The sequence below is a fragment of the Ruminococcus flavefaciens genome (genome assembly GCF_900119075.1).
Classification (GTDB): domain Bacteria; phylum Bacillota; class Clostridia; order Oscillospirales; family Ruminococcaceae; genus Ruminococcus; species Ruminococcus flavefaciens_Q.
On sequence record NZ_FPIP01000005.1, the window covers coordinates 66,499 to 85,178 of the forward strand.

Sequence of the window (18,680 nt, forward strand, 5' to 3'; positions counted from 1 at the left end):
CTGTCTGCTCATAGAAATCCCCTGCAAACGGGATACCGACATTACTACTATAACATAAATTTTTGGTTTTTACAACCATGTTTTATAATTTTGTTGATTCTAAGGAGCTTTTTAATGGGTATAAGCATTTTGGGAATGGGCAGCTATGTGCCCGACCAGATAATGACAAACGACGATTTTACCCGTTTTGTTGAAACCGATGACGAGTGGATACGCACAAGAACAGGTATATCTTCGCGCCATATGGCAGGCTGGGAGCCCACATGGTACATGGGAAAGCAGGCTTCGCTGAGGGCTATAGAGGCGTCTGGCATAAAGCCCGAGGATATCGGGCTCGTTATCTCATGCACGGCTACGTCCGATTTTCTCACTCCGAGCATGGCAAGCGTTATCCAGCATGAGGTAGGCGCTGTCAATGCGGCGGCATTTGATATGAACGCAGCCTGTTCGGGCTTCGTTTATGCCACAGACGTTGCAAGGCGCTTTCTTGAGACCGATGATTCGCTGAAATACGTTCTTGTTGTAGCCAACGAGGCACTGACCAGATTCCTTGATTTTACCGACAGGTCGTCATGTATACTCTTCGGCGACGGAGCTGCCGCAGTCATACTGGAAAAGAGCGACAAGCTCTATTCCTCGGCACTCTGTTCGGACGGCAGCGGAGCTTCGCTGCTCTGTGCAAGGTCGCTGAAAGTAGCTCCCGAGGTAGCTGTTGAGAGCGATTTCGAGGATCCGTTCCCCGATGTGCCGCTCCACAAGCTCCAGCAGAACGGAAAAGAGGTATACAAGTTCGCTGTATCGGCTCTGCCTAAGTCCTTCGAGCTTGCAGCAGAGAAGATAGGCGTCACCAAGGACGATATCGACTGGTTCGTACCTCATCAGGCTAATATACGCATAATCGAGACCGCAGCCAAGAAGCTGGGCGCACCTATGGAGAAGTTCATCGTGACTCTCGACCATTACGGCAATACTTCCAGCGCTTCAATACCTCTTGCACTGTGCGAGGGCATAGAAAAGGGGCTTATCAAGCGCGGACAGAAGATAGCTCTCATAGGCTTCGGAGCAGGTCTTACCTACGGCGGAATAATTTTTGAGTATTAAGAGCTAAGAACTAAGAGCTAAGAACTAAGAGCTAAGAACTAAGAGCTAAGAACTAAGATGTAGGGCTGGCGTCCCCGACAGCCCGTGAGTTTTGAACGGATCGCGGGACGTCGGGACGCCGTCCCCTACAAGGATATGAGAAAAAGGAGAACTACTACTATGAAAACACGCATCACTGAGCTTCTCGGCTGCGAATACCCCATAATACAGGGCGGTATGGCATGGGTAGCCGAACACACATTAGCTTCCGCAGTATCAAATGCAGGCGGTATCGGACTTATCGCAGGCGGCAGTGCTCCCATTGATTATCTTCGTGAGCAGATACGCCTCTGCAAGGAAAATACAAACAAGCCATTCGGCGTAAATATAATGCTTATGAGCCCAAATGCCGACGACCTTGCCCAGCTCTGTATCGACGAGGGCGTTAAGGTCATCACCACAGGCGCAGGCAACCCCGGCAAGTACATGGCTGCATGGAAAGAGGCAGGCATAAAGGTAATGCCCGTTGTTCCGTCAGTCGCTCTTGCAAAGAGAATGGAGAAGTCAGGTGCTGACGCTGTTATCGCTGAGGGTACAGAGTCAGGCGGACATATCGGCGAGAACACAACAATGTGTCTCGTGCCGCAGGTAGTCGACGCTGTTGAGATACCCGTTATCGCAGCAGGCGGTATCGCTGACGGCAGAGGCATGGCAGCAGTTTTCATGCTGGGCGCTGAGGGCGTTCAGATAGGCACACGCTTCCTCGCTTCCGAGGAATGTCAGATACACCCCACATTCAAGGACCTTGTCATCAAGGCAAAGGATACAGACAACATCGTAACAGGCCGTTACACAGGTCACCCATGCAGAAACATCAAGACCAAGTTCGCTAAGAAACTTGCTACAGGCGAAAAGGAGGGAACTCTCTCACCCGAGGAGTTCGAGCAGCTCACAGTGGGCGCACTCCGCAGAGCTGTAGTTGACGGCGACGTTGAGAGCGGTTCGTTCCTCTGCGGCGCTATTTCGGGCATGGTGAACGACATAAAGACCTGCGCGGACATCGTTAAGGAAATAAACGACGGCGCAGAAAAATTGCTGAAGATATGAAGTACATTTACGTTAAAGCAAGGAAGAAGCTCAGCGGCAGCTTCTATATAAAGAGCCGCGAGGGTGAGCTCAGACCTCGGGAGGTCATTGACAAAATGGCAGAGCAGGGCTACAGATATGTAGGTCATGTTCCCGTTTATATCGGAGTTCAGGGCGCACTCGAGGAATACGACATGATATTCGAGGAATGCGGAAAACAGTGACAAATGTCACTGAAAAAGTGACATTTCTCACTTTTATTCATGCGTAAATATGTGTTAAAATAGAATAAAGACTTAAACTTATTACGGAGGTAACAAAATATGGCAACAGCAATTATTACAGGCGCTTCTCAGGGTATAGGCGCTTGTATTGCAAAAAGACTCGCACAGGACGGCTTCGACGTAGTAATAAATCACTATCCCAGCGACGGAGATAAGGAAAAGGCTCTTGCAGTGGCAGAGGAATGCCGTGCATTCGGCGTAAAGGCTGAGTGCTATGCGGCTGACGTCTCAAAATTCGACCAGTGCGAGGCTATGGTGAAGCAGGTAAAGGCTGACTTCGGCACTATCGACGCCCTTGTAAACAACGCAGGCATCACAAAGGATAAGCTCCTTGCGAGAATGTCAGAGGACGAATACGACGCTGTTATCGCAGTAAACCAGAAGAGCGTGTTCAATATGACAAAGTTTGTAACTGCTGTAATGATGAAGCAGAGAAGCGGCAGGATAGTAAACGTAGCGTCCGTTGCAGGACTTTACGGAAACCCCGGTCAGATGAACTACTCGGCTTCAAAGGCTGCCATAATCGGCATGACAAAGACCACGGCAAAGGAATTCGGTTCACGAAACATTACCTGCAACGCTGTAGCTCCCGGATTCATACACACACCGATGACAGATGTTCTGTCCGATGAGCTGAAGGCAAAGATGCTCGATGCAGTTGCTCTCAGACGCTACGGTGAGCCTGAGGAGATAGCTTCTGTAGTATCCTTCCTCGTTTCTGACAATGCGTCCTATGTTACGGGACAGGTCATTGAGATCTCAGGCGGTCTCGCAATGTAATTTCGATCAGAGTCTTACCATGGAGCGCAGGCTCCCGACGCACTAAAATACCTATTTGTAATAATTAAGAGAGGAAAATATATGAGCAGAAGAGTTGTTATCACAGGAATGGGTGCAATAACCCCGCTGGGTACAGGAGTTGAAAAATTCTGGAAGGGAATAAAGGAGAATAAGCTGGGCATATCTTTTATAGATATGTTCGATACCAGCCGTACAGGCGTAAAAATAGCAGGAATCGTCCGCGACTTCAACGAAGAGGATTACTACGGCGTTGAGGGCTGCTTCGACAAGAAGGAAGCACGCCACATGGATAAATTCACAAAGTACGCAGTAGTAGCCGCTCACGAAGCCCTTACAGACGCAGGCACCAACTTCGGTGACATTGATCCCTACAGAGTGGGTGTTCTTGTTGGCTCGGGAATCGGCGGCATAGACCTTACCCTTTCCGAGTACACCAAGTACCTTGAAAAGGGCCCAGGAAGAATGTCCGCATTCTACATTCCTATGATGATAAGCAATATGGCGGCAGGAACCATTTCCATGAAAACAGGTTTCCGCGGAGCTAATTTCGATATCACCACAGCCTGTGCAACAGGTACTCACTCTATCGGCGAAGCCTTCCGTAAGATAAAGGACGGCTACCTTGACGCTTGCCTTGCAGGCGGCACCGAGTCCACGGGAGTTGAGTTCACATTCGGAGGCTTCTCAAATATGAAAGCCCTCACAAAATCCGACGACCTTACAAGAGCCTCCATTCCTTTCGACAAGGAGAGAAGCGGCTTCGTTCTCGGCGAGGGCAGCGCAGTCCTCGTTCTTGAGGAGTACGAACACGCAAAGGCAAGAGGCGCTAAGATATACGCAGAGGTAGCAGGCTACGGCGCTACCTGCGACGGCTATCACATGACATCTCCTATGCCCGGCGGCGACGCTGCTGCAAAGGGCATGGAGCTTGCAATAGAGGAGGCTGGTCTCAAGCCCGAGGATATAGATTATATCAACGCTCACGGCACATCTACAGGTCTCAACGACAAGTACGAGACTGCCGCTATAAAGAAAGCGCTGGGCGACCATGCAAAGACAGTAAAGATAAGCTCTACCAAGTCCATGACAGGACATCTTCTCGGCGCAGCAGGCGCTGTAGAGGCTGTAGTATGCGCAAAGAGCATACAGGAGGGCTTCATTCACGCAACAGTGGGATATAAGGTACCCGACGAGGAATGCGACCTCGATTACTGCGGCAGCGGTAATATCGAGCAGGAGGTCAATGCCGCACTGTCCAATTCACTGGGCTTCGGCGGACACAATGCAACTCTCTGCTTCAAAAGGGTAAAAGACTGAGGAGGACATTAAATGGAGAAAATTTACGGTCAGATAGACCTTGAGACAATAGAAAAGCTCGCTGACATAATCAATAAAAAGGAGCTTTCAGAGCTCACTATCTCAAGCGGCGAGAATACTATCACATTAAAGGGCAAGAAGGCTGTTCCCATGCCTATGCCTGTAGTTGCTGCGGCAGCTCCCGCACAGACAGCTGTTTCTGTTGAGAGCGCACTTTCCGCAAGCGAGGCTTCAATGGCTGAGGAGGTAAGCGGCAAGATAGTGAAATCACCTATCGTAGGTACATTCTACTCTGCACCCTCACCTGATAAGCCGCCTTTCGTAAAGACAGGCGACGAGGTCAAGAAGGGCGATGTTATCATGATAATCGAGTCCATGAAGCTCATGAACGAGATACAGTCCGAGTACGACGGAGTAGTAGAGCAGATACTCGTATCCGACGGACAGGCAGTAGAATTTGACCAGCCTATCATGGTCATAAAGTAATGACTTACAAGTACATCACGCAGGCGACTATAGATTCGGGCGGAAAGAATATAAAATCTCCCGAGGAGTTTCAGGAAGCCCGTATTTATAATATGGAGGCTGTAAAGAACTACAACAAGCGCCATAAGGTACACGCTGCATTCAATATTTGGATAATAGTCCAGTATGTTATGCTTTTCTTTGCGGTTTTCATCCTGCTTGCAGGACAGACTCACATTGATGAGTCCATAAGCACAAAGGAGCTCAACTGGCGCTTTGCCATAGGCGTTGTCGGATATTTTGCTTATCTGATACTGGTGACATGGTTCGTCTTTGTAAAGCACTGCCGCGACAGACTGGTGCTGTGTCTTGTTTCATTGCCTGCCGCGCTTATATCACTTGTTTTTTTTATTTTTCCAGTGGGAAATTTCGCCGCAGGCTGGTACTACCAGAAGACCGAGGACGAGCTCTCAAAGGAGCTGGGCTATCCCTCATTCCCGAGACTTAACGTCACAACTGTAAACACCAACGCGGATAATCTCTCCGAGCTAACCTATGACAGCATAAGGGAGAAGATAAACAGAGACCACCCACACGACGGAACATTTCTATAAATTATGGAACTGAAATACATTACACAGGACAATATCGACGAGGCACACATCAATATCACATCTGCGGAGATGTATAAGGAATTTCAGGAATATAACGGGCTCATGCTCCGTATGCAGAAGAAGCGCTATGCTTTTCTCCGCGATTTCTGGGCGTTATGGATAATGAACGCCATACTTCTCTTTCTCGGTTTAAAGACTTTCTTATTCTGGAACGGCTCGCTGATATACATGGTAAGCGGAATGTATCCGCTCTGTTTACTGGTTGCAGCTGTTTACCTGATCCTTATGATATACTTTATAGGTGTACGCAAGCTTTACAGCTGGAAAGCAGGACTTCTGATATCTCTCCTGCTGATACCCGTAAGCCTTGCGTTTATACCTCTTGTTGCTGCAAATGCCATTGTTATCTTCCTTATGGAGAAGAAAGACAGCGAGATGAGAAACGAAACAGGCTATCCCCATTTTGTTCCGCTCATCGGCTCATACAAGAGCATAGTCAAGGACGGTGAGGTCTTCGGCATAGAGAGCGAGGGCGTTTACGCCACGGGCATGAAGGCAGATTACGTAGTCCCTGAGGATCCATTTGCAAAGTACAGGATAAAAACCGAGGACGATATGGGTATGCTTGCAGATAACGATATTAGTAATATTAAGGAGTAACTATCATGGCTGATATACTTATGAATAAAGAACAGATAATGGAAATAATCCCACACCGCGATCCTTTTCTTCTCATTGACGAGATAGTTGATATGGAAGTCGGCGTAAAGGTACACGCAAGAAAGTACATCAAGGAGGAGGACTTCTGGTTCAAGGGACACTTCCCCGGATATCCCGTAACTCCCGGCGTACTCATGGTTGAGATGCTTGCACAGGCAGGAGCTGTTTGTATGCTCTCAAAGCCCGAATTCAAGGGCAAGCTGGGACTTTTCGGCGGTATCGACAAGGCTAAGTTCCGCAGACAGGTAGTTCCCGGTGACGTACTCGACCTCGAGGTCGAGATGATACGTCAGAGAGGACCTGTGGGCACAGGAAAGGCAACTGCCTCTGTAGGCGGCGAAAAGGCTGTATCCTGCGAGATAACCTTTGTGATTACTGACAATAAATAAACTCATACAGGAGATAAGATAAATGTTCAGAAAAGTACTTATCGCCAACAGAGGCGAGATAGCTGTACGAATCATAAGAGCCTGCCGCGAGCTGAATATACGCTGTGTGGCAGTATACTCCACTGCCGACCGCAATTCTCTCCATGCACAGATAGCCGACGAGGCTGTATGCATAGGACCTGCGGCTACAAAGGACAGCTACCTTAACATGAACGCTATCATACAGGCGGCGCTGAATACGGGCGCTGAAGCCATACACCCCGGCTTCGGCTTCCTTTCCGAGAACGCTGAGTTCGCAAGGCTCTGCGAGGATAACGGAATAGTTTTCATCGGTCCGTCATATAAGTCTATAGAAATGCTTGGCGACAAGGCTGCTGCCAAGGAGACAATGGCTGCTGCGGGAGTTCCCGTTATCCCGGGCTCAAAGGGCGCAGTAAAGTCCCTTGAAGAGGCTAAGGAAATTGCCGACAAGGCAGGCTATCCCGTGCTGGTAAAGGCTTCGGCAGGCGGCGGCGGACGCGGCATACGCCGTGTTGACAGTCCCGACGAGCTTGAAGCTCAGATGACAGCCGCTCAGCAGGAGGCGAAGAACTTCTTCGGCGACGACGCCGTTTATATCGAGAAGTTCCTCATAAATCCCCACCATGTGGAGATACAGATAATCGCCGACAAGCACGGCAACTATATACACCTCTGCGAGCGCGACTGCTCGATGCAGCGCCGCAACCAGAAGATGCTGGAGGAGTGCCCAAGCCCTATCGTAAGCCCCGAGCTTCGCGCAAAAATGGGCGCTGCGGCAGTTACAGCCGCTAAGGAGTGCGGCTACTACAATGCAGGTACTATCGAGTTTCTCGTTGACGAGAACCGCGACTTCTACTTCATGGAGATGAATACCAGAATACAGGTCGAGCACCCTATTACCGAGGAGGTAACAGGCTTTGACCTTGTAAAGGCTCAGATAGAGATAGCAGACGGCAAGCCTCTTGAAATAAAGCAGGAGGACGTTACCATGCGCGGTCACGCTATCGAGTGCCGTATCAACGCCGAGAACCCCGACAAGGGCTTCCGTCCGTCACCGGGAACTATCACAGCCCTCTATATGCCTGGCGGTCCCGGAATCAGAATAGACGGCGCTGTATATCAGGGCTACACTATCACACCTTACTACGATTCGATGATAAGCAAGCTCATCGCTCACGGCTCCGACCGAGAGGACGCCATAAACAAGATGAGATGGGCGCTTTCCGAGTTCATCGTAGAGGGCGTCGATACAAATATCGACTTCCAGCTTGAAATAATCAGAAATGCCGATTTCAAGGCAGGTAAATATGATATAGGCTTCCTCGGAAGATATATGGAAGAAAAGAAAAAATAAGAATGAAAGAGAATGGGGAGAAAAGAATTGTTTGAAGATTTTTTTAACGTAGTAAAGAAACGCTTCAATGACGGCGAGGAGGAATACAAGCCCCCTATGTTCAAATGCCCCCGCTGTCAGGGTACGAGCCCTCTTTCAAAGTATGAGGAGCTCCACAGAGTCTGCCCCAAGTGCAACTATCACGGCAGACTTTCATCAACAGAACGTATCGCAATAACAGTAGACAAGGGCAGCTTCAGAGAGCTCAACGGCGGCATGAAGAGCGCCAATCCGCTGGATTTTCCTGATTACAGCGAAAAGCAGGCGGAGCTCCGCGCAGCAACTGGACTCAGCGAGGCTGTCATCACAGGTACAGCTACTATCAAGGGCTCGCCTGTAGTCATCGGTATCATGGATTCACGCTTTATGATGGGCTCAATGGGCAGCGTCGTAGGCGAGAAGATAACCCGTGCATTCGAGTATGCCACAGAGAAGAAGCTCCCTGTGGTAATGTTCACCGCTTCGGGCGGAGCTCGTATGCAGGAGGGTATAGTATCCCTCATGCAGATGGCTAAGACCTCGGGCGCAGTAAAGCTCCACAGCGAGGCAGGCGGACTTTATATATCCGTAATGACCGATCCTACCACAGGCGGCGTAACAGCAAGCTTTGCTTCACTGGGCGATATCATCATCGCCGAGCCGAAGGTGCTCATAGGCTTCGCAGGCAGACGAGTTATCGAGGGAACTATCAAGCAGAAGCTTCCCGATGACTTCCAGCTTGCCGAGTTTATGTATGCCAAGGGCTTTGTAGATATGATAGTCGAGCGCAGAAAGCTGAGAAGCGTACTTTCTCACCTTCTGAAGCTCCACGGATTTTACCCTAAGGAGGCATGAGCATGGACGACAAGAGAACAGCGTGGGAACGCCTTCAGCTCATACACACTAAGGGCAGACCTACTATAAAGGATTATATACCACAGATATTCACAGACTGGTACGAGATGCACGGCGACCGACTTTTCGGCGACGACAGGGCTATCATCGGCGGTCTGGCAAGACTTGACGGCAATCCCGTTACCATAATCGCAGAGGTAAAGGGCAGGGATATCAACGAGAACAAGACCTGCAACTTCGCAATGCCACACCCCGAGGGCTACAGAAAGGCTCTCAGACTGGCAAGACAGGCAGAGAAGTTCCACAGACCTATCATCTGCTTCATAGATACCCCCGGTGCATTCTGCGGAGTTGCCGCAGAGGAGCGCGGACAGGGCGAGGCTATCGCCAAGAATATAGCCGAGTTCATGACTCTCCGCACACCTATAGTATCTATCGTTCTCGGCGAGGGCGGAAGCGGCGGAGCTCTTGCTCTTGGCGTATGCGACGAGCTTGCTATGCTTGAGAACGCAGAATACTCCGTATTATCGCCAAGAGGCTTTGCAAGCATACTCTGGAAGGACGCTTCGAGAGAGCAGGAAGCCAGCGAGATAATGAAGATAACCGCAGAGGATATGGTTCGTCTCGGCGTTGCAGAAGCTATCATCGAGGAGCCTCTCGGCGGCGCACATAACGATTTAGACAAAATTTCAGAAAATATACACGAATATTTGTCACAAAAAATCCCGGAAAAATGCAAAAAAGATATTGACGTTTTGCTTAAAGAACGCTATACTAAATTTAGAAAAATCGGAGCGTTCACAGAATGAACCGATTTTGACAAAAAAATAAAGAAAAATGGAGGACCAAATAATGATTTTTGAAAAACTCAAAGATATTATTGCAGAACAGCTCAGTGTGGAGGCAGACGAAGTAAACATGGATTCAAATATCCAGGACGATCTCGGTGCTGATTCACTGGACGTTGTTGACCTCATCACAACTATCGAGGACGAGTTCGATATCTCTATCCCCGACGAGGCTGTAGAAGAGATCAAGACAGTAGGCGACATCGTAAACTACATTGAAAAGAACACAGACGCTGAGTAATTCAGTGATATATGCCCCGACCACCGGTCGGGGCTTTTTTTACAGCGTGACGCAGCTCCGTTTTGTATATCATCGGTAAAAGAGGTTTAACAGCTGTACAACTTTGCCTATGTTGAAAAATACCACTTGCAATTAATGTTTTAAAGTGGTATAATATAGTTTGTAGGATTTTTCACAAGTAATTCAAGAGGATATTTATGAAAGAGATCAAGATAGTTACAGGTCACTATGGCAGCGGAAAAACCAATTTCTCCGTAAATCTCGCGGTAAAAGCCGCAGCGGAGGGCAAGTCCGCAGCTATCGTAGACCTTGATATAGTAAACCCCTATTTCCGAACAGCCGATTTCCGCGACCTGTTTGAGGAAAAGGGCATAAGGCTCATTGCTCCCGATTTCGCAAGGAGCAACCTCGATATCCCGTCTATACAGTTCGACGTTGTGGAGCTGGCTACCGACGAGGACTGCCTCATCATTGACGTGGGCGGCGACGACGCAGGCGCTGTTGCGCTGGGACGCTATGCCGACGACCTGGAGCAGTTCAAAGACAGTATCGAGATGTACTACGTCATAAATCAGCGCCGATACCTCACCAATACCGCTGAGGAAGTCACAAAGCTGATGTATGAGATAGAAGCGGCAGCACGTATGAAGCATACGGCTATCGTAAACAATACCAACTTAGGCTGCGAGACTACTCTCGACATTATCGAGCAGTCACGTCCCTTTGCTGAGGAGACCTCCCGTATCACGGGACTCCCCGTAAAATACACGGTCTATCCCGAGGAGCTTGTAAAGCCCTCCGACAAGTCCGACGTATTCCCCGCAAAGGTATATGTAAAGCCCGTCTGGGGGCTCACCCAGAATGCATAATTCATAATGCATAATGCATAATTGCATGAAAAATCGGTTATTCCGTAAATTTCGCAAGCAGCATTAATTATGAATTATGAATTGTGAATTATGAATCAATTTGAAAGGAGCGAAAGGTATGGAAAAAATGACAGTTATTACCGAGCGCTGCAAGGGCTGCGGTCTCTGTACAGCTGCCTGTCCCAAGAAGATAGTCGTTCTCCAGAAGGAGAAGCGTAACAAGAAGGGATATTTCTACGCAGAGTGTACCGACCAGTCAGCCTGCATTAGCTGTGCAATGTGCGCAACTATGTGCCCCGACTGCGCTATCGTTATTCAAAAATAATTATTTATCGAAAGGAGCTGTTTAGCTTTGGAAAGAAATCTTATGAAGGGCAACGAAGCGCTGGCAGAGGCTGCTATCAGAGCAGGCTGTAAATGCTTCTTCGGTTATCCTATAACTCCTCAGACAGAGCTTGCCGCTTATATGGCAAAGCGTATGCATAAGGCAGGCGGCGTATTCTTACAGGCAGAGTCCGAGATCGCTGCTATCAACATGGTACTCGGCGCTGCTTCAACAGGCGTCCGTGCAATGACATCATCATCTTCACCGGGAATCTCACTGAAGAGTGAAGGTGTTTCATACATAGCAGGTTCAGACCTTCCTGCTGTTATCATCAACGTTGAAAGAGGCGGCCCCGGTCTGGGCGGTATCCAGCCTTCACAGGCTGACTACTGGCAGGCTACAAAGGCTCTCGGTCACGGCGACTTCCAGCTTCTGGTATATGCACCTGCTTCAGTACAGGAAATGGTAGACTACGTTGTCAAGGCTTTCGACCGCGCTGACAAGTACCGTATGCCTGCAATGATCCTTGCAGACGGACTTCTCGGACAGATGATGGAGCCTGTTACATTCCCTGAGATCAACCCCAACGCTTACGATAAGAGCGGCTGGGCTGCAAACGGTCACAAGATGCAGAGAGAGCACCACATCATCAACTCCCTCTACCTCAAGCCAGATGAGCTCGAGAATTCTATCCTCGACCGTTACAAGAGATACGAGATAATCAAGGAGACAGAGACCGAGGCTGAGCTTTATCTCACCGAGGACTGCGATATCCTTGTATGCGCATTCGGCGCAACTGCAAGAGTTGCAAAGTCTGCTGTAAACGACGCAAGAGCACAGGGCATCAAGGCTGGTCTCTTCCGTCCAAAGACACTGTGGCCTTTCCCTGTAAAGGAGATAAACGAGGCTGCTAAGAACGCTAAGAAGCTTCTCAGCGTCGAGATGTCAATGGGACAGATGATAGAGGATATCAAGCTTGCTATCAACTGCTCAAAGCCTGTAGAGTTCTACGGAAGAACAGGCGGCGTTATCCCCACACCTGCTGAGGTATTGGGCGAGATCAAGAGAATGGGAGGTGCTCTCTGATGGCTGTAGTATTTGAAAGACCAAAGTCACTTATTGACGTTCCTACACATTACTGCCCCGGCTGCACACACGGTATAGTTCACAGAATACTCTGTGAGGTTATCGACGAAATGGGTATCGAGGGCGATACTATCGGAGTATGTCCTGTTGGCTGCTCTGTTATGGCATATGATTACTTCAACTGTGATATGATCGAGGCTGCTCACGGACGTGCACCGGCTGTTGCAACAGGCGTTAAGCGTACAAACCCTGATAAGTTTGTATTCACATATCAGGGCGACGGCGACCTTGCTGCTATCGGTACTGCCGAGACAGTTCACGTTGCTACAAGAGGCGAGAATATCGTCGTTATCTTCATCAACAACACTATCTACGGCATGACAGGCGGTCAGATGGCTCCTACAACTCTTCCCGGTCAGGTAACACAGACCACACCTTTCGGAAGAAGCCCCGAGCTTGCAGGCTATCCTGTAAAGGTATGCGAGATGCTCTCAACACTGACAGGTACAGCTTATGCTGAGCGTGTTGCAGTTGACAGCGTTCCTCACATCAAGGCTGCAAAGAAGGCTATCCGCAAGGCATTCGAGAACCAGAAGGCAGGCAAGGGCTTCTCAATCGTAGAGGTTCTTTCAACTTGTCCTACAAACTGGGGACTTGCTCCTCTTGACGCTATCAAGAGACTTCAGGACGAAATGATACCATACTACCCGCTCGGCGTTTACAAGGACGTTGAAGAGGGCGTATTCCCAAAGACAGAAGGAGGTAACGAGTAATGGCTACTACAGAGATCCTTCTCGCAGGCTTCGGCGGACAGGGTATCCTTTTCGCAGGAAAGATACTTGCATACTGCGGACTTATGGACAATAAGGAGCTCTCATGGCTCCCTTCATACGGTCCTGAGATGAGAGGCGGTACCTGCAACTGTTCAGTTACTATCTCCGATGATCCTATCGGTTCACCTCTCGTTGTTACACCACATCTTCTTATCGCTATGAACCAGCCTTCATTCGACAAGTTCGTAAGCTGTGTACGTCCCGGCGGTAAGGTATTCTTCGACAGCACAATGATAGAGCCTGCTACAGACAGAACAGACATCGAGCTGTACGGTATCCCGTCACAGCAGATGGCTGACGACAACAACCTCAAGGGCGGCTCAAACATCATTCTTCTCGGCAAGCTCCTCAAGGAGACAAACATCTGCTCACTTGAGACGATGCAGAAGGCTATTGAGAAGGTAGTTCCGCCTAAAAAGGCAGCTCTTATCCCTAACAACTTCAAGGCTATCGAGCTTGGCATGAACGCATGATCAAAAACGTGAAGAAGCATTGCTTCTTCACGTTTTTTAGTTATTAGTGAGCAGTGATTAGTAGGGGACGGTGACTCCCTACAGTGTAGGGAGATGTCTGAAGGACAGAGGGTCGCGGCTTCTGTTGGAAGTCCTCGACGTCCCATGTAGGGGCGGCGTTCCGCCGCCCGTGCTTTGCACTGTAATAACAGCAGCAAATTTATCGCATATACATTGTAGGGGCGCACAGTGTGCGCCCATGTATTACGCGAAAAAAGATAACCAATTGTAGGGGGCGATGCCTACATCGCCCCGTGGAAATTATGTAGAATTGGCGGCTGATGGGGGCATCAGCCCCTACACATGGTTATTTAAAGCAAATACAAAAAATCCCCCGAGGCTGGTACTCTCGGGGGATTTCCTTGCGTGAAGCAATACATAATTACCTTAGAGGTTATATGTATTATAACACGTTAAATTAGATTTGTTAAGCGATTAGGGCTGCGTTTTATGCGGATGCCAAACAGTCGCCCGTACAGATTGATTGACACATCTGATGCTATATGCTATAATATATACATTATGCTGCAAAAACGGCAAAAATAAGGATATGAGACATTAAGGAGAGAAAGACTATGGGAGTTGTCAAGAAGATATTCAAGGTTATCGGCAGGATACTGCTGGTATTGCTGATACTTATACTGATATTTATTATCGTAAGCTTCTTTTATCAGAGATCCGCGCAGAAAAAGGACAGGGAGCTTCTTGAAAGGGACGGCTTCACTCACCTTTACGACGCAGGGGACTATAAAATGAACATAAACATCTACGGCGAGGGCAAAAACAAGATAATCGTTATGCCCGGCAACGGCCATGCGGAGTTCACCGTGGATATGAAGAAATTCTCGGAGCATCTCAGCGACGATATAAGCCTTGTTGTCGTTACACGTCCGGGCTACGGCGTTTGCGAGGAAACAGACCATGATGTTACGACTGAATACATAGTTGACAGCACACGCACTGCTTTGAAAAACGCAGGAGTTGAAGCTCCATACATACTTATGCCCCATTCTCTCAGCGGAATCTACGGCACCTACTGGGAGAACACCTATCCCGAGGAGGTATCGGGAGTTATCTTCCTTGATTCCGTCAATGAAGCTTACCCCGAAGTGACCGAAGAGGAGATAAACGAGATGACTTCGGGCGTTCAGTTCCAGATCACTAAATTCCTGTACAAATCAGGCGTTTTAAGAGTTATTAGCGATATTACAAGCAAAGACAGCTCCGAAGAATACGCAAAGGACGCAAATGCTCTGTTTGCGCTGAATCCGCCTGCATTTTCAAAGTCTCATATCAGCGAGACGAAGAACTTCAACAGCAATATGAAAACAGCATGGGCTTCTATAAAGTCCAACGATATCCCGAAGATATACATCTCAACCAATTACCAGACAATTGACGATATAAGGGACTACCTTATGTTCATGGACGGCGAGGTGGACGAAGCCAAGGCTCAGGAATGGTTCGAGGACGAAAAGTCCGAGAGAGAAACGGAATATCGTAATAACAGAAGCAAATACATTGAAAAGGTAGGCAACTGCAAGGAGATAAACATTGCAGGAAGTCATTTCATCTATGAGCAGAAGCCCGACGAGGTGGCAAAGGTCATCGAGGACTTTGTCAGCGGCATAAAGTAAAACAAAAAAGCTCCCGATTTTCGGGAGTTTTTTGCAGGGGCGCACAGTTTGTGCTCCCTGTTTCTATGTTGACATAAAATGGCATTGTATGATATAATAGTTTAACAATAACGAGAGGGTGAAAGCTATGCTCAAAAAGATACTCAGCGGCGAAGCCTGCGCAAAATGTCGGCTCTGCTGCATATTTGACCGCTATGACGTATGGGAAACTCCCGTGTTTACTGCGGAGCTCTGCGAAAAAATAAGAGCCTTCCGTCCCGATGTGCAGTTCATCACCAAGGACGGCGGCTACATATTCAGAGTAGGGGAGCTCAGGGGCGACGAGCTCTTCTCATGTCCTGCCCTTACGGAAAACGGCTGTATGCTGGGGGACGAGAAGCCCTTTGACTGCCGTATATGGCCATACCGCATAATGGAAGTTGGCGGCAGACGTGCCATAACCTTTGCCTCTATATGCGAGGAGCTCTACCACAGACCGCTGTCGGAGCTTGTTGGACTGCTGAAAGAGGGGCTTGCGGACGTGATATTCGCCTATGCAGACCAGCACCCCGAGATAGTGAAGCCCTACTATGAGGGCTATCCCGTGCTGATGTTCGAGAGAAAGCCGCTGTAAACTTTGCGATGTAATTTGCTGAACCTATGAAAGGGATTCCAAAGGGACTGTGTTCCTTTGGCGGGGTTCTCCCCACACTGTGGGGAGTAACCCCGCAGTTACAAAGCGCTCCTAACAGGAGCGAGTACCCTCTGTCAGCTACGCTGACATCTCCCTGTACTACAGGGAGTCACCGCAAGAGGTGAATAAAAAAACAGTCCAGTGGACTGTTTTTTTTAGAGGAGACGCCCTGCAAGAGAGGGCGTCTCCTAAAGGGCTGTCGAGGACGCCAGCCCCTACAAACGGGACGCCGAGGGCGGCGTCCCCTACATATGTTTAGGCTCTGTCTTGATTTACCGAGAAAAATCCGCAGTTTTTAATATCTGAAAAAGGGACATTCCCGTAACAGGAACGCCCCTTTGCGATCACTTCTTGATCTTGTCAACGATATCCTCAACCTTATCCTTGACCTTTGCGATGTTTTCCTTGGTAGCAACCTTGCTTATCATGTCCTTAGCCTTTTCAATGTTTTCTTTTGAAGCAAGCTTTTCGATCTTCTCGTCGGGAAGGTCGATGCCTGTTTTTTTCTCAACTGCTTCTACTGCTTTTTTGATCTCCATAGGGGGATACCTTCTTTCGTATAAAATTTATATTTTTATTGTAGCACACTTTTTTCATAAATGCAATACTTTGAAATGACTTTTTACAGTATTTTATTTGTAAAGGCGGTATTATCCGCCCGAGAACATTAAGCTGCCGCCGCAGGCGGCAGCTTAATGTCTGATTATTGAAAAGTGCGCGAAAAATCGGCAATTGCAACTGCCGATTGACAAATTGTAAAGGCGGCTTGCTTGTGTGTAACCGCTCGGAATGATAAAATAAAACCATAGACCGAGGGACATTCCCCACGGAAAAAACATATGGAGGATACATATATGATACTTGCAGACAAGATAATCGAATTAAGAAAAAGACAGGGTATGTCACAGGAGGAGCTCGCCGAAAAGCTTGGCGTGAGCCGCCAGTCAGTATCCAAATGGGAGGGCGCACAGTCCACTCCCGACCTTAACCGTATATTACAGCTATCGGAAATATTCGGAGTCACTACAGATACATTATTAAAGGACACCGAGGAGCTCTCCGCAGGCAATGCTCCCGTGCAGGAGAGCGCCGAGACCGAGCCGCCGCTCCGCAAGGTATCAATGGAGGAGGCAAACAGCTTTCTTACCGTAAATGAAAAGCGCTCAAAGCTGACATCTATCGGAGTATTTCTCTGTATAATCAGTGTAATACCGCTGATAGTTCTTGAAGAACTGACAGGCTTCAGCGACCTCATAGGTGTGCCGCTGATGTTCATACTTATAGCCATAGCTGTAACGCTGTTCATCATCTCGGGAATGAAGATGAAGCCCTATCAATACCTTGAAAAAGAGGGTATTGACACAGAATACGGCGTTTCGGGCATGGTAAACGAGAAAAAGTCAAAGTATGAGCCAAAATTCACCCTCAGCATAATAACTGGCGTAGTTCTGTTCATACTGTCTTTCGTTCCTACTATTATCATTGAATCGCTCATGGGCGAAACTGCTCTCACAGGAGCTCTCGAACCGTCATTTTTCTTAGGACTGATAGCTATTGGCGTAGGTGTCATTGTCCGTTCAAGCATAAGTATGAACGGCTACAGGAAGCTTCTTGAAGAGGACGGCTTTACCCGTGAGGAAAAGGCAAAAGGTCATGCGCCGAATCCTGCAATTATAGTATACTGGTGCGTAGTTACAGCCCTGTACCTCTCCATTAGTTTCCTCACCAAAAGGTGGGACATGACATGGCTCATATGGGTGATAGCAGCAGTCCTCAATCCTGTAGTGGTTATACTTTTCCCGAATAAGAAGAAGTGAGAGGAGATTTGCGCTTTATATGCGCTTTTTAAGTCCCGACCTGTCAAGAGCCGCGCCTGCCGCTAAAAACAACACCGCGCTTGCTCCTACCTGTATGGCATAGAACGGAGTCTGTCCGAATGCCGCTATTATCGCCGCTTTATTGAAGCCGCCTGTCATGAAGACTCCCTCATAAAGGCTGTAGCCAACTATGCAGGCCGCAAGTGACGGGATAATTCCCAGTATATTGCGTAGATTCAGTATCTTGTCCTTTTTGTTTGTGAAAAACAGAGCTGTGACTGCCTTTACAACTATAGTTGCAGGTATCCACACAGGAAAGCCTGTAAGTCCGTCCGCAAGAGCTCCGCCTATCATGCCTGCCGCAACTGCATAAGGTGCAGGCAGTAAACAAGCCGCAAGATATATGAAGCCGTCACCTGCGTGAGTATAGCCTGCTCCCGTAGGTACGTGGATATACGCTGTAAATACGAAAATAAGCGCGGAAAACAGTCCTGTCAGCACTATTCTTCTGATTTTTGTATCCTGAGCTGTCCGAGTCATTGATACCTGCTCCTTTATCTACTAAATTCCTATGTTTTAGGTTGAACTTATTATAGCATTAGATACGGCTTTTTTCAAGCGGTATCATGCACAATCTTTGTGAGCGTCAACCGATTTTTTGTAGTGCGGTTGACGTATAGGCGAAGGCTTTTACGGGATATAGTTTTTCTTTCGGGACGTCGAGTGACTCCCTGCTGTGCAGGGAGATGTCAGCGTAGCTGACAGAGGGTACGTGCAGCGGTTAGCTGCGGCGTCCCCTACAATTGGTCATTTGAAGATTTACGGATATCGAGGG

General features: G+C 48.4%; 23 protein-coding genes. 21 read left to right on the forward strand and 2 right to left on the reverse strand.

Features of this window, described 5'->3' with window-relative positions; translation table 11 throughout:
* The first annotated feature begins 114 nt into the window (after window positions 1–114).
* The 20 genes from BT105_RS08850 to BT105_RS08945 all read left to right on the forward strand — a co-directional run bounded on the left by BT105_RS08850 (window position 115) and on the right by BT105_RS08945 (window position 15,968).
* Window positions 115–1,101, forward strand: a complete 987-nt coding sequence (locus BT105_RS08850; RefSeq protein WP_072300385.1) for a beta-ketoacyl-ACP synthase III — start codon at window positions 115–117, stop codon at window positions 1,099–1,101.
* Window positions 1,102–1,236: 135 nt separating this feature from the next.
* Window positions 1,237–2,187, forward strand: a complete 951-nt coding sequence (gene fabK / locus BT105_RS08855; RefSeq protein ID WP_072300386.1) for an enoyl-[acyl-carrier-protein] reductase FabK — start codon at window positions 1,237–1,239, stop codon at window positions 2,185–2,187.
* Window positions 2,184–2,390, forward strand: a complete 207-nt coding sequence (locus BT105_RS08860) for a DUF4177 domain-containing protein (protein WP_037324146.1) — start codon at window positions 2,184–2,186, stop codon at window positions 2,388–2,390. Before fabK ends, BT105_RS08860 begins: the two co-directional genes overlap by 4 nt.
* Before the next feature lie 99 nt (window positions 2,391–2,489).
* Entirely contained in the window at window positions 2,490–3,230 is a 741-nt protein-coding gene (gene fabG, locus BT105_RS08865) for a 3-oxoacyl-[acyl-carrier-protein] reductase (protein ID WP_072300387.1), read from the forward strand.
* 81 nt (window positions 3,231–3,311) lie between these two features.
* Entirely contained in the window at window positions 3,312–4,568 is a 1,257-nt protein-coding gene (gene fabF / locus BT105_RS08870) for a beta-ketoacyl-ACP synthase II (RefSeq protein WP_072300388.1), read from the forward strand.
* A 12-nt stretch (window positions 4,569–4,580) separates the two neighbouring features.
* Window positions 4,581–5,054: an acetyl-CoA carboxylase biotin carboxyl carrier protein gene (gene accB / locus BT105_RS08875; protein ID WP_072300389.1), complete on the forward strand. Its 474-nt coding sequence runs from the start codon at window positions 4,581–4,583 to the stop codon at window positions 5,052–5,054.
* The gene (locus BT105_RS08880; RefSeq protein ID WP_072300390.1) at window positions 5,054–5,647 is read left to right on the forward strand and encodes a hypothetical protein; all 594 of its coding nucleotides are present in this window, start codon (window positions 5,054–5,056) and stop codon (window positions 5,645–5,647) included. Before accB ends, BT105_RS08880 begins: the two co-directional genes overlap by 1 nt.
* Before the next feature lie 3 nt (window positions 5,648–5,650).
* Window positions 5,651–6,307 (forward strand): hypothetical protein, encoded by a 657-nt coding sequence (locus BT105_RS08885; protein WP_072300391.1) that lies wholly within the window; start codon window positions 5,651–5,653, stop codon window positions 6,305–6,307.
* A gap of 5 nt (window positions 6,308–6,312) precedes the next feature.
* The gene (gene fabZ / locus BT105_RS08890) at window positions 6,313–6,756 is read left to right on the forward strand and encodes a 3-hydroxyacyl-ACP dehydratase FabZ (RefSeq protein ID WP_037324149.1); all 444 of its coding nucleotides are present in this window, start codon (window positions 6,313–6,315) and stop codon (window positions 6,754–6,756) included.
* Between the two features lie 22 nt (window positions 6,757–6,778).
* A complete protein-coding gene (gene accC, locus BT105_RS08895) occupies window positions 6,779–8,131 on the forward strand; it encodes an acetyl-CoA carboxylase biotin carboxylase subunit (protein WP_072300392.1) in 1,353 nt (450 codons plus the stop codon).
* Window positions 8,132–8,143: 12 nt separating this feature from the next.
* Window positions 8,144–9,004 carry an acetyl-CoA carboxylase, carboxyltransferase subunit beta gene (gene accD / locus BT105_RS08900; protein WP_072300393.1) on the forward strand — a complete coding sequence of 287 codons (861 nt, stop codon included), beginning with the start codon at window positions 8,144–8,146 and terminating at the stop codon, window positions 9,002–9,004.
* Window positions 9,005–9,006: 2 nt separating this feature from the next.
* Window positions 9,007–9,813: an acetyl-CoA carboxylase carboxyltransferase subunit alpha gene (locus tag BT105_RS08905; protein WP_028514059.1), complete on the forward strand. Its 807-nt coding sequence runs from the start codon at window positions 9,007–9,009 to the stop codon at window positions 9,811–9,813.
* Between the two features lie 43 nt (window positions 9,814–9,856).
* Window positions 9,857–10,093: an acyl carrier protein gene (acpP, locus tag BT105_RS08910; protein ID WP_019680237.1), complete on the forward strand. Its 237-nt coding sequence runs from the start codon at window positions 9,857–9,859 to the stop codon at window positions 10,091–10,093.
* Between the two features lie 197 nt (window positions 10,094–10,290).
* Window positions 10,291–10,962 carry a cobalamin biosynthesis protein CobQ gene (locus tag BT105_RS08915; RefSeq protein WP_028514060.1) on the forward strand — a complete coding sequence of 224 codons (672 nt, stop codon included), beginning with the start codon at window positions 10,291–10,293 and terminating at the stop codon, window positions 10,960–10,962.
* A 118-nt stretch (window positions 10,963–11,080) separates the two neighbouring features.
* Window positions 11,081–11,287 (forward strand): 4Fe-4S dicluster domain-containing protein, encoded by a 207-nt coding sequence (locus BT105_RS08920; protein WP_024861397.1) that lies wholly within the window; start codon window positions 11,081–11,083, stop codon window positions 11,285–11,287.
* A gap of 42 nt (window positions 11,288–11,329) precedes the next feature.
* On the forward strand, window positions 11,330–12,373 hold the full coding sequence (locus tag BT105_RS08925; RefSeq protein WP_072300492.1) for a 3-methyl-2-oxobutanoate dehydrogenase subunit VorB: 1,044 nt from the start codon (window positions 11,330–11,332) through the stop codon (window positions 12,371–12,373).
* Window positions 12,373–13,146, forward strand: a complete 774-nt coding sequence (locus tag BT105_RS08930; RefSeq protein ID WP_019680243.1) for a thiamine pyrophosphate-dependent enzyme — start codon at window positions 12,373–12,375, stop codon at window positions 13,144–13,146. The genes BT105_RS08925 and BT105_RS08930 overlap by 1 nt, the downstream gene beginning before the upstream one ends.
* Window positions 13,146–13,679, forward strand: a complete 534-nt coding sequence (locus BT105_RS08935; protein ID WP_028514063.1) for a 2-oxoacid:acceptor oxidoreductase family protein — start codon at window positions 13,146–13,148, stop codon at window positions 13,677–13,679. The genes BT105_RS08930 and BT105_RS08935 overlap by 1 nt, the downstream gene beginning before the upstream one ends.
* 614 nt (window positions 13,680–14,293) lie before the next feature.
* Window positions 14,294–15,355, forward strand: coding sequence for an alpha/beta fold hydrolase (locus tag BT105_RS08940; RefSeq protein WP_072300394.1), 1,062 nt, complete (start codon window positions 14,294–14,296; stop codon window positions 15,353–15,355).
* 127 nt (window positions 15,356–15,482) lie between these two features.
* Window positions 15,483–15,968 carry a hypothetical protein gene (locus BT105_RS08945; protein WP_072300395.1) on the forward strand — a complete coding sequence of 162 codons (486 nt, stop codon included), beginning with the start codon at window positions 15,483–15,485 and terminating at the stop codon, window positions 15,966–15,968.
* Window positions 15,969–16,372: 404 nt separating this feature from the next.
* Here BT105_RS08945 and BT105_RS08950 read toward each other — a convergent pair whose 3' ends face one another.
* Complete coding sequence (locus BT105_RS08950) at window positions 16,373–16,567, reverse strand: hypothetical protein (protein WP_037324154.1); 195 nt, start codon at window positions 16,565–16,567, stop codon at window positions 16,373–16,375.
* Window positions 16,568–16,867: 300 nt separating this feature from the next.
* Here BT105_RS08950 and BT105_RS08955 point away from each other — a divergent pair, with 300 nt between their 5' ends.
* On the forward strand, window positions 16,868–17,845 hold the full coding sequence (locus tag BT105_RS08955) for a helix-turn-helix domain-containing protein (RefSeq protein WP_242940109.1): 978 nt from the start codon (window positions 16,868–16,870) through the stop codon (window positions 17,843–17,845).
* Window positions 17,846–17,860: 15 nt separating this feature from the next.
* Here BT105_RS08955 and BT105_RS08960 read toward each other — a convergent pair whose 3' ends face one another.
* Window positions 17,861–18,385, reverse strand: a complete 525-nt coding sequence (locus tag BT105_RS08960; RefSeq protein ID WP_072300396.1) for a TIGR04002 family protein — start codon at window positions 18,383–18,385, stop codon at window positions 17,861–17,863.
* Window positions 18,386–18,680 lie beyond the last annotated feature (295 nt).

Coding starts and splice junctions, on each gene's coding strand:
- BT105_RS08850 (WP_072300385.1), top strand. CDS start 115: ATGGGTATAAGCATTTTGGGAATGGGCAGCTATGTGCCCGACCAGATA.
- fabK (WP_072300386.1), top strand. CDS start 1,237: ATGAGAAAAAGGAGAACTACTACTATGAAAACACGCATCACTGAGCTT.
- BT105_RS08860 (WP_037324146.1), top strand. CDS start 2,184: ATGAAGTACATTTACGTTAAAGCAAGGAAGAAGCTCAGCGGCAGCTTC.
- fabG (WP_072300387.1), top strand. CDS start 2,490: ATGGCAACAGCAATTATTACAGGCGCTTCTCAGGGTATAGGCGCTTGT.
- fabF (WP_072300388.1), top strand. CDS start 3,312: ATGAGCAGAAGAGTTGTTATCACAGGAATGGGTGCAATAACCCCGCTG.
- accB (WP_072300389.1), top strand. CDS start 4,581: ATGGAGAAAATTTACGGTCAGATAGACCTTGAGACAATAGAAAAGCTC.
- BT105_RS08880 (WP_072300390.1), top strand. CDS start 5,054: ATGACTTACAAGTACATCACGCAGGCGACTATAGATTCGGGCGGAAAG.
- BT105_RS08885 (WP_072300391.1), top strand. CDS start 5,651: ATGGAACTGAAATACATTACACAGGACAATATCGACGAGGCACACATC.
- fabZ (WP_037324149.1), top strand. CDS start 6,313: ATGGCTGATATACTTATGAATAAAGAACAGATAATGGAAATAATCCCA.
- accC (WP_072300392.1), top strand. CDS start 6,779: ATGTTCAGAAAAGTACTTATCGCCAACAGAGGCGAGATAGCTGTACGA.
- accD (WP_072300393.1), top strand. CDS start 8,144: ATGGGGAGAAAAGAATTGTTTGAAGATTTTTTTAACGTAGTAAAGAAA.
- BT105_RS08905 (WP_028514059.1), top strand. CDS start 9,007: ATGGACGACAAGAGAACAGCGTGGGAACGCCTTCAGCTCATACACACT.
- acpP (WP_019680237.1), top strand. CDS start 9,857: ATGATTTTTGAAAAACTCAAAGATATTATTGCAGAACAGCTCAGTGTG.
- BT105_RS08915 (WP_028514060.1), top strand. CDS start 10,291: ATGAAAGAGATCAAGATAGTTACAGGTCACTATGGCAGCGGAAAAACC.
- BT105_RS08920 (WP_024861397.1), top strand. CDS start 11,081: ATGGAAAAAATGACAGTTATTACCGAGCGCTGCAAGGGCTGCGGTCTC.
- BT105_RS08925 (WP_072300492.1), top strand. CDS start 11,330: ATGAAGGGCAACGAAGCGCTGGCAGAGGCTGCTATCAGAGCAGGCTGT.
- BT105_RS08930 (WP_019680243.1), top strand. CDS start 12,373: ATGGCTGTAGTATTTGAAAGACCAAAGTCACTTATTGACGTTCCTACA.
- BT105_RS08935 (WP_028514063.1), top strand. CDS start 13,146: ATGGCTACTACAGAGATCCTTCTCGCAGGCTTCGGCGGACAGGGTATC.
- BT105_RS08940 (WP_072300394.1), top strand. CDS start 14,294: ATGGGAGTTGTCAAGAAGATATTCAAGGTTATCGGCAGGATACTGCTG.
- BT105_RS08945 (WP_072300395.1), top strand. CDS start 15,483: ATGCTCAAAAAGATACTCAGCGGCGAAGCCTGCGCAAAATGTCGGCTC.
- BT105_RS08950 (WP_037324154.1), bottom strand. CDS start 16,567: ATGGAGATCAAAAAAGCAGTAGAAGCAGTTGAGAAAAAAACAGGCATC.
- BT105_RS08955 (WP_242940109.1), top strand. CDS start 16,868: ATGGAGGATACATATATGATACTTGCAGACAAGATAATCGAATTAAGA.
- BT105_RS08960 (WP_072300396.1), bottom strand. CDS start 18,385: ATGACTCGGACAGCTCAGGATACAAAAATCAGAAGAATAGTGCTGACA.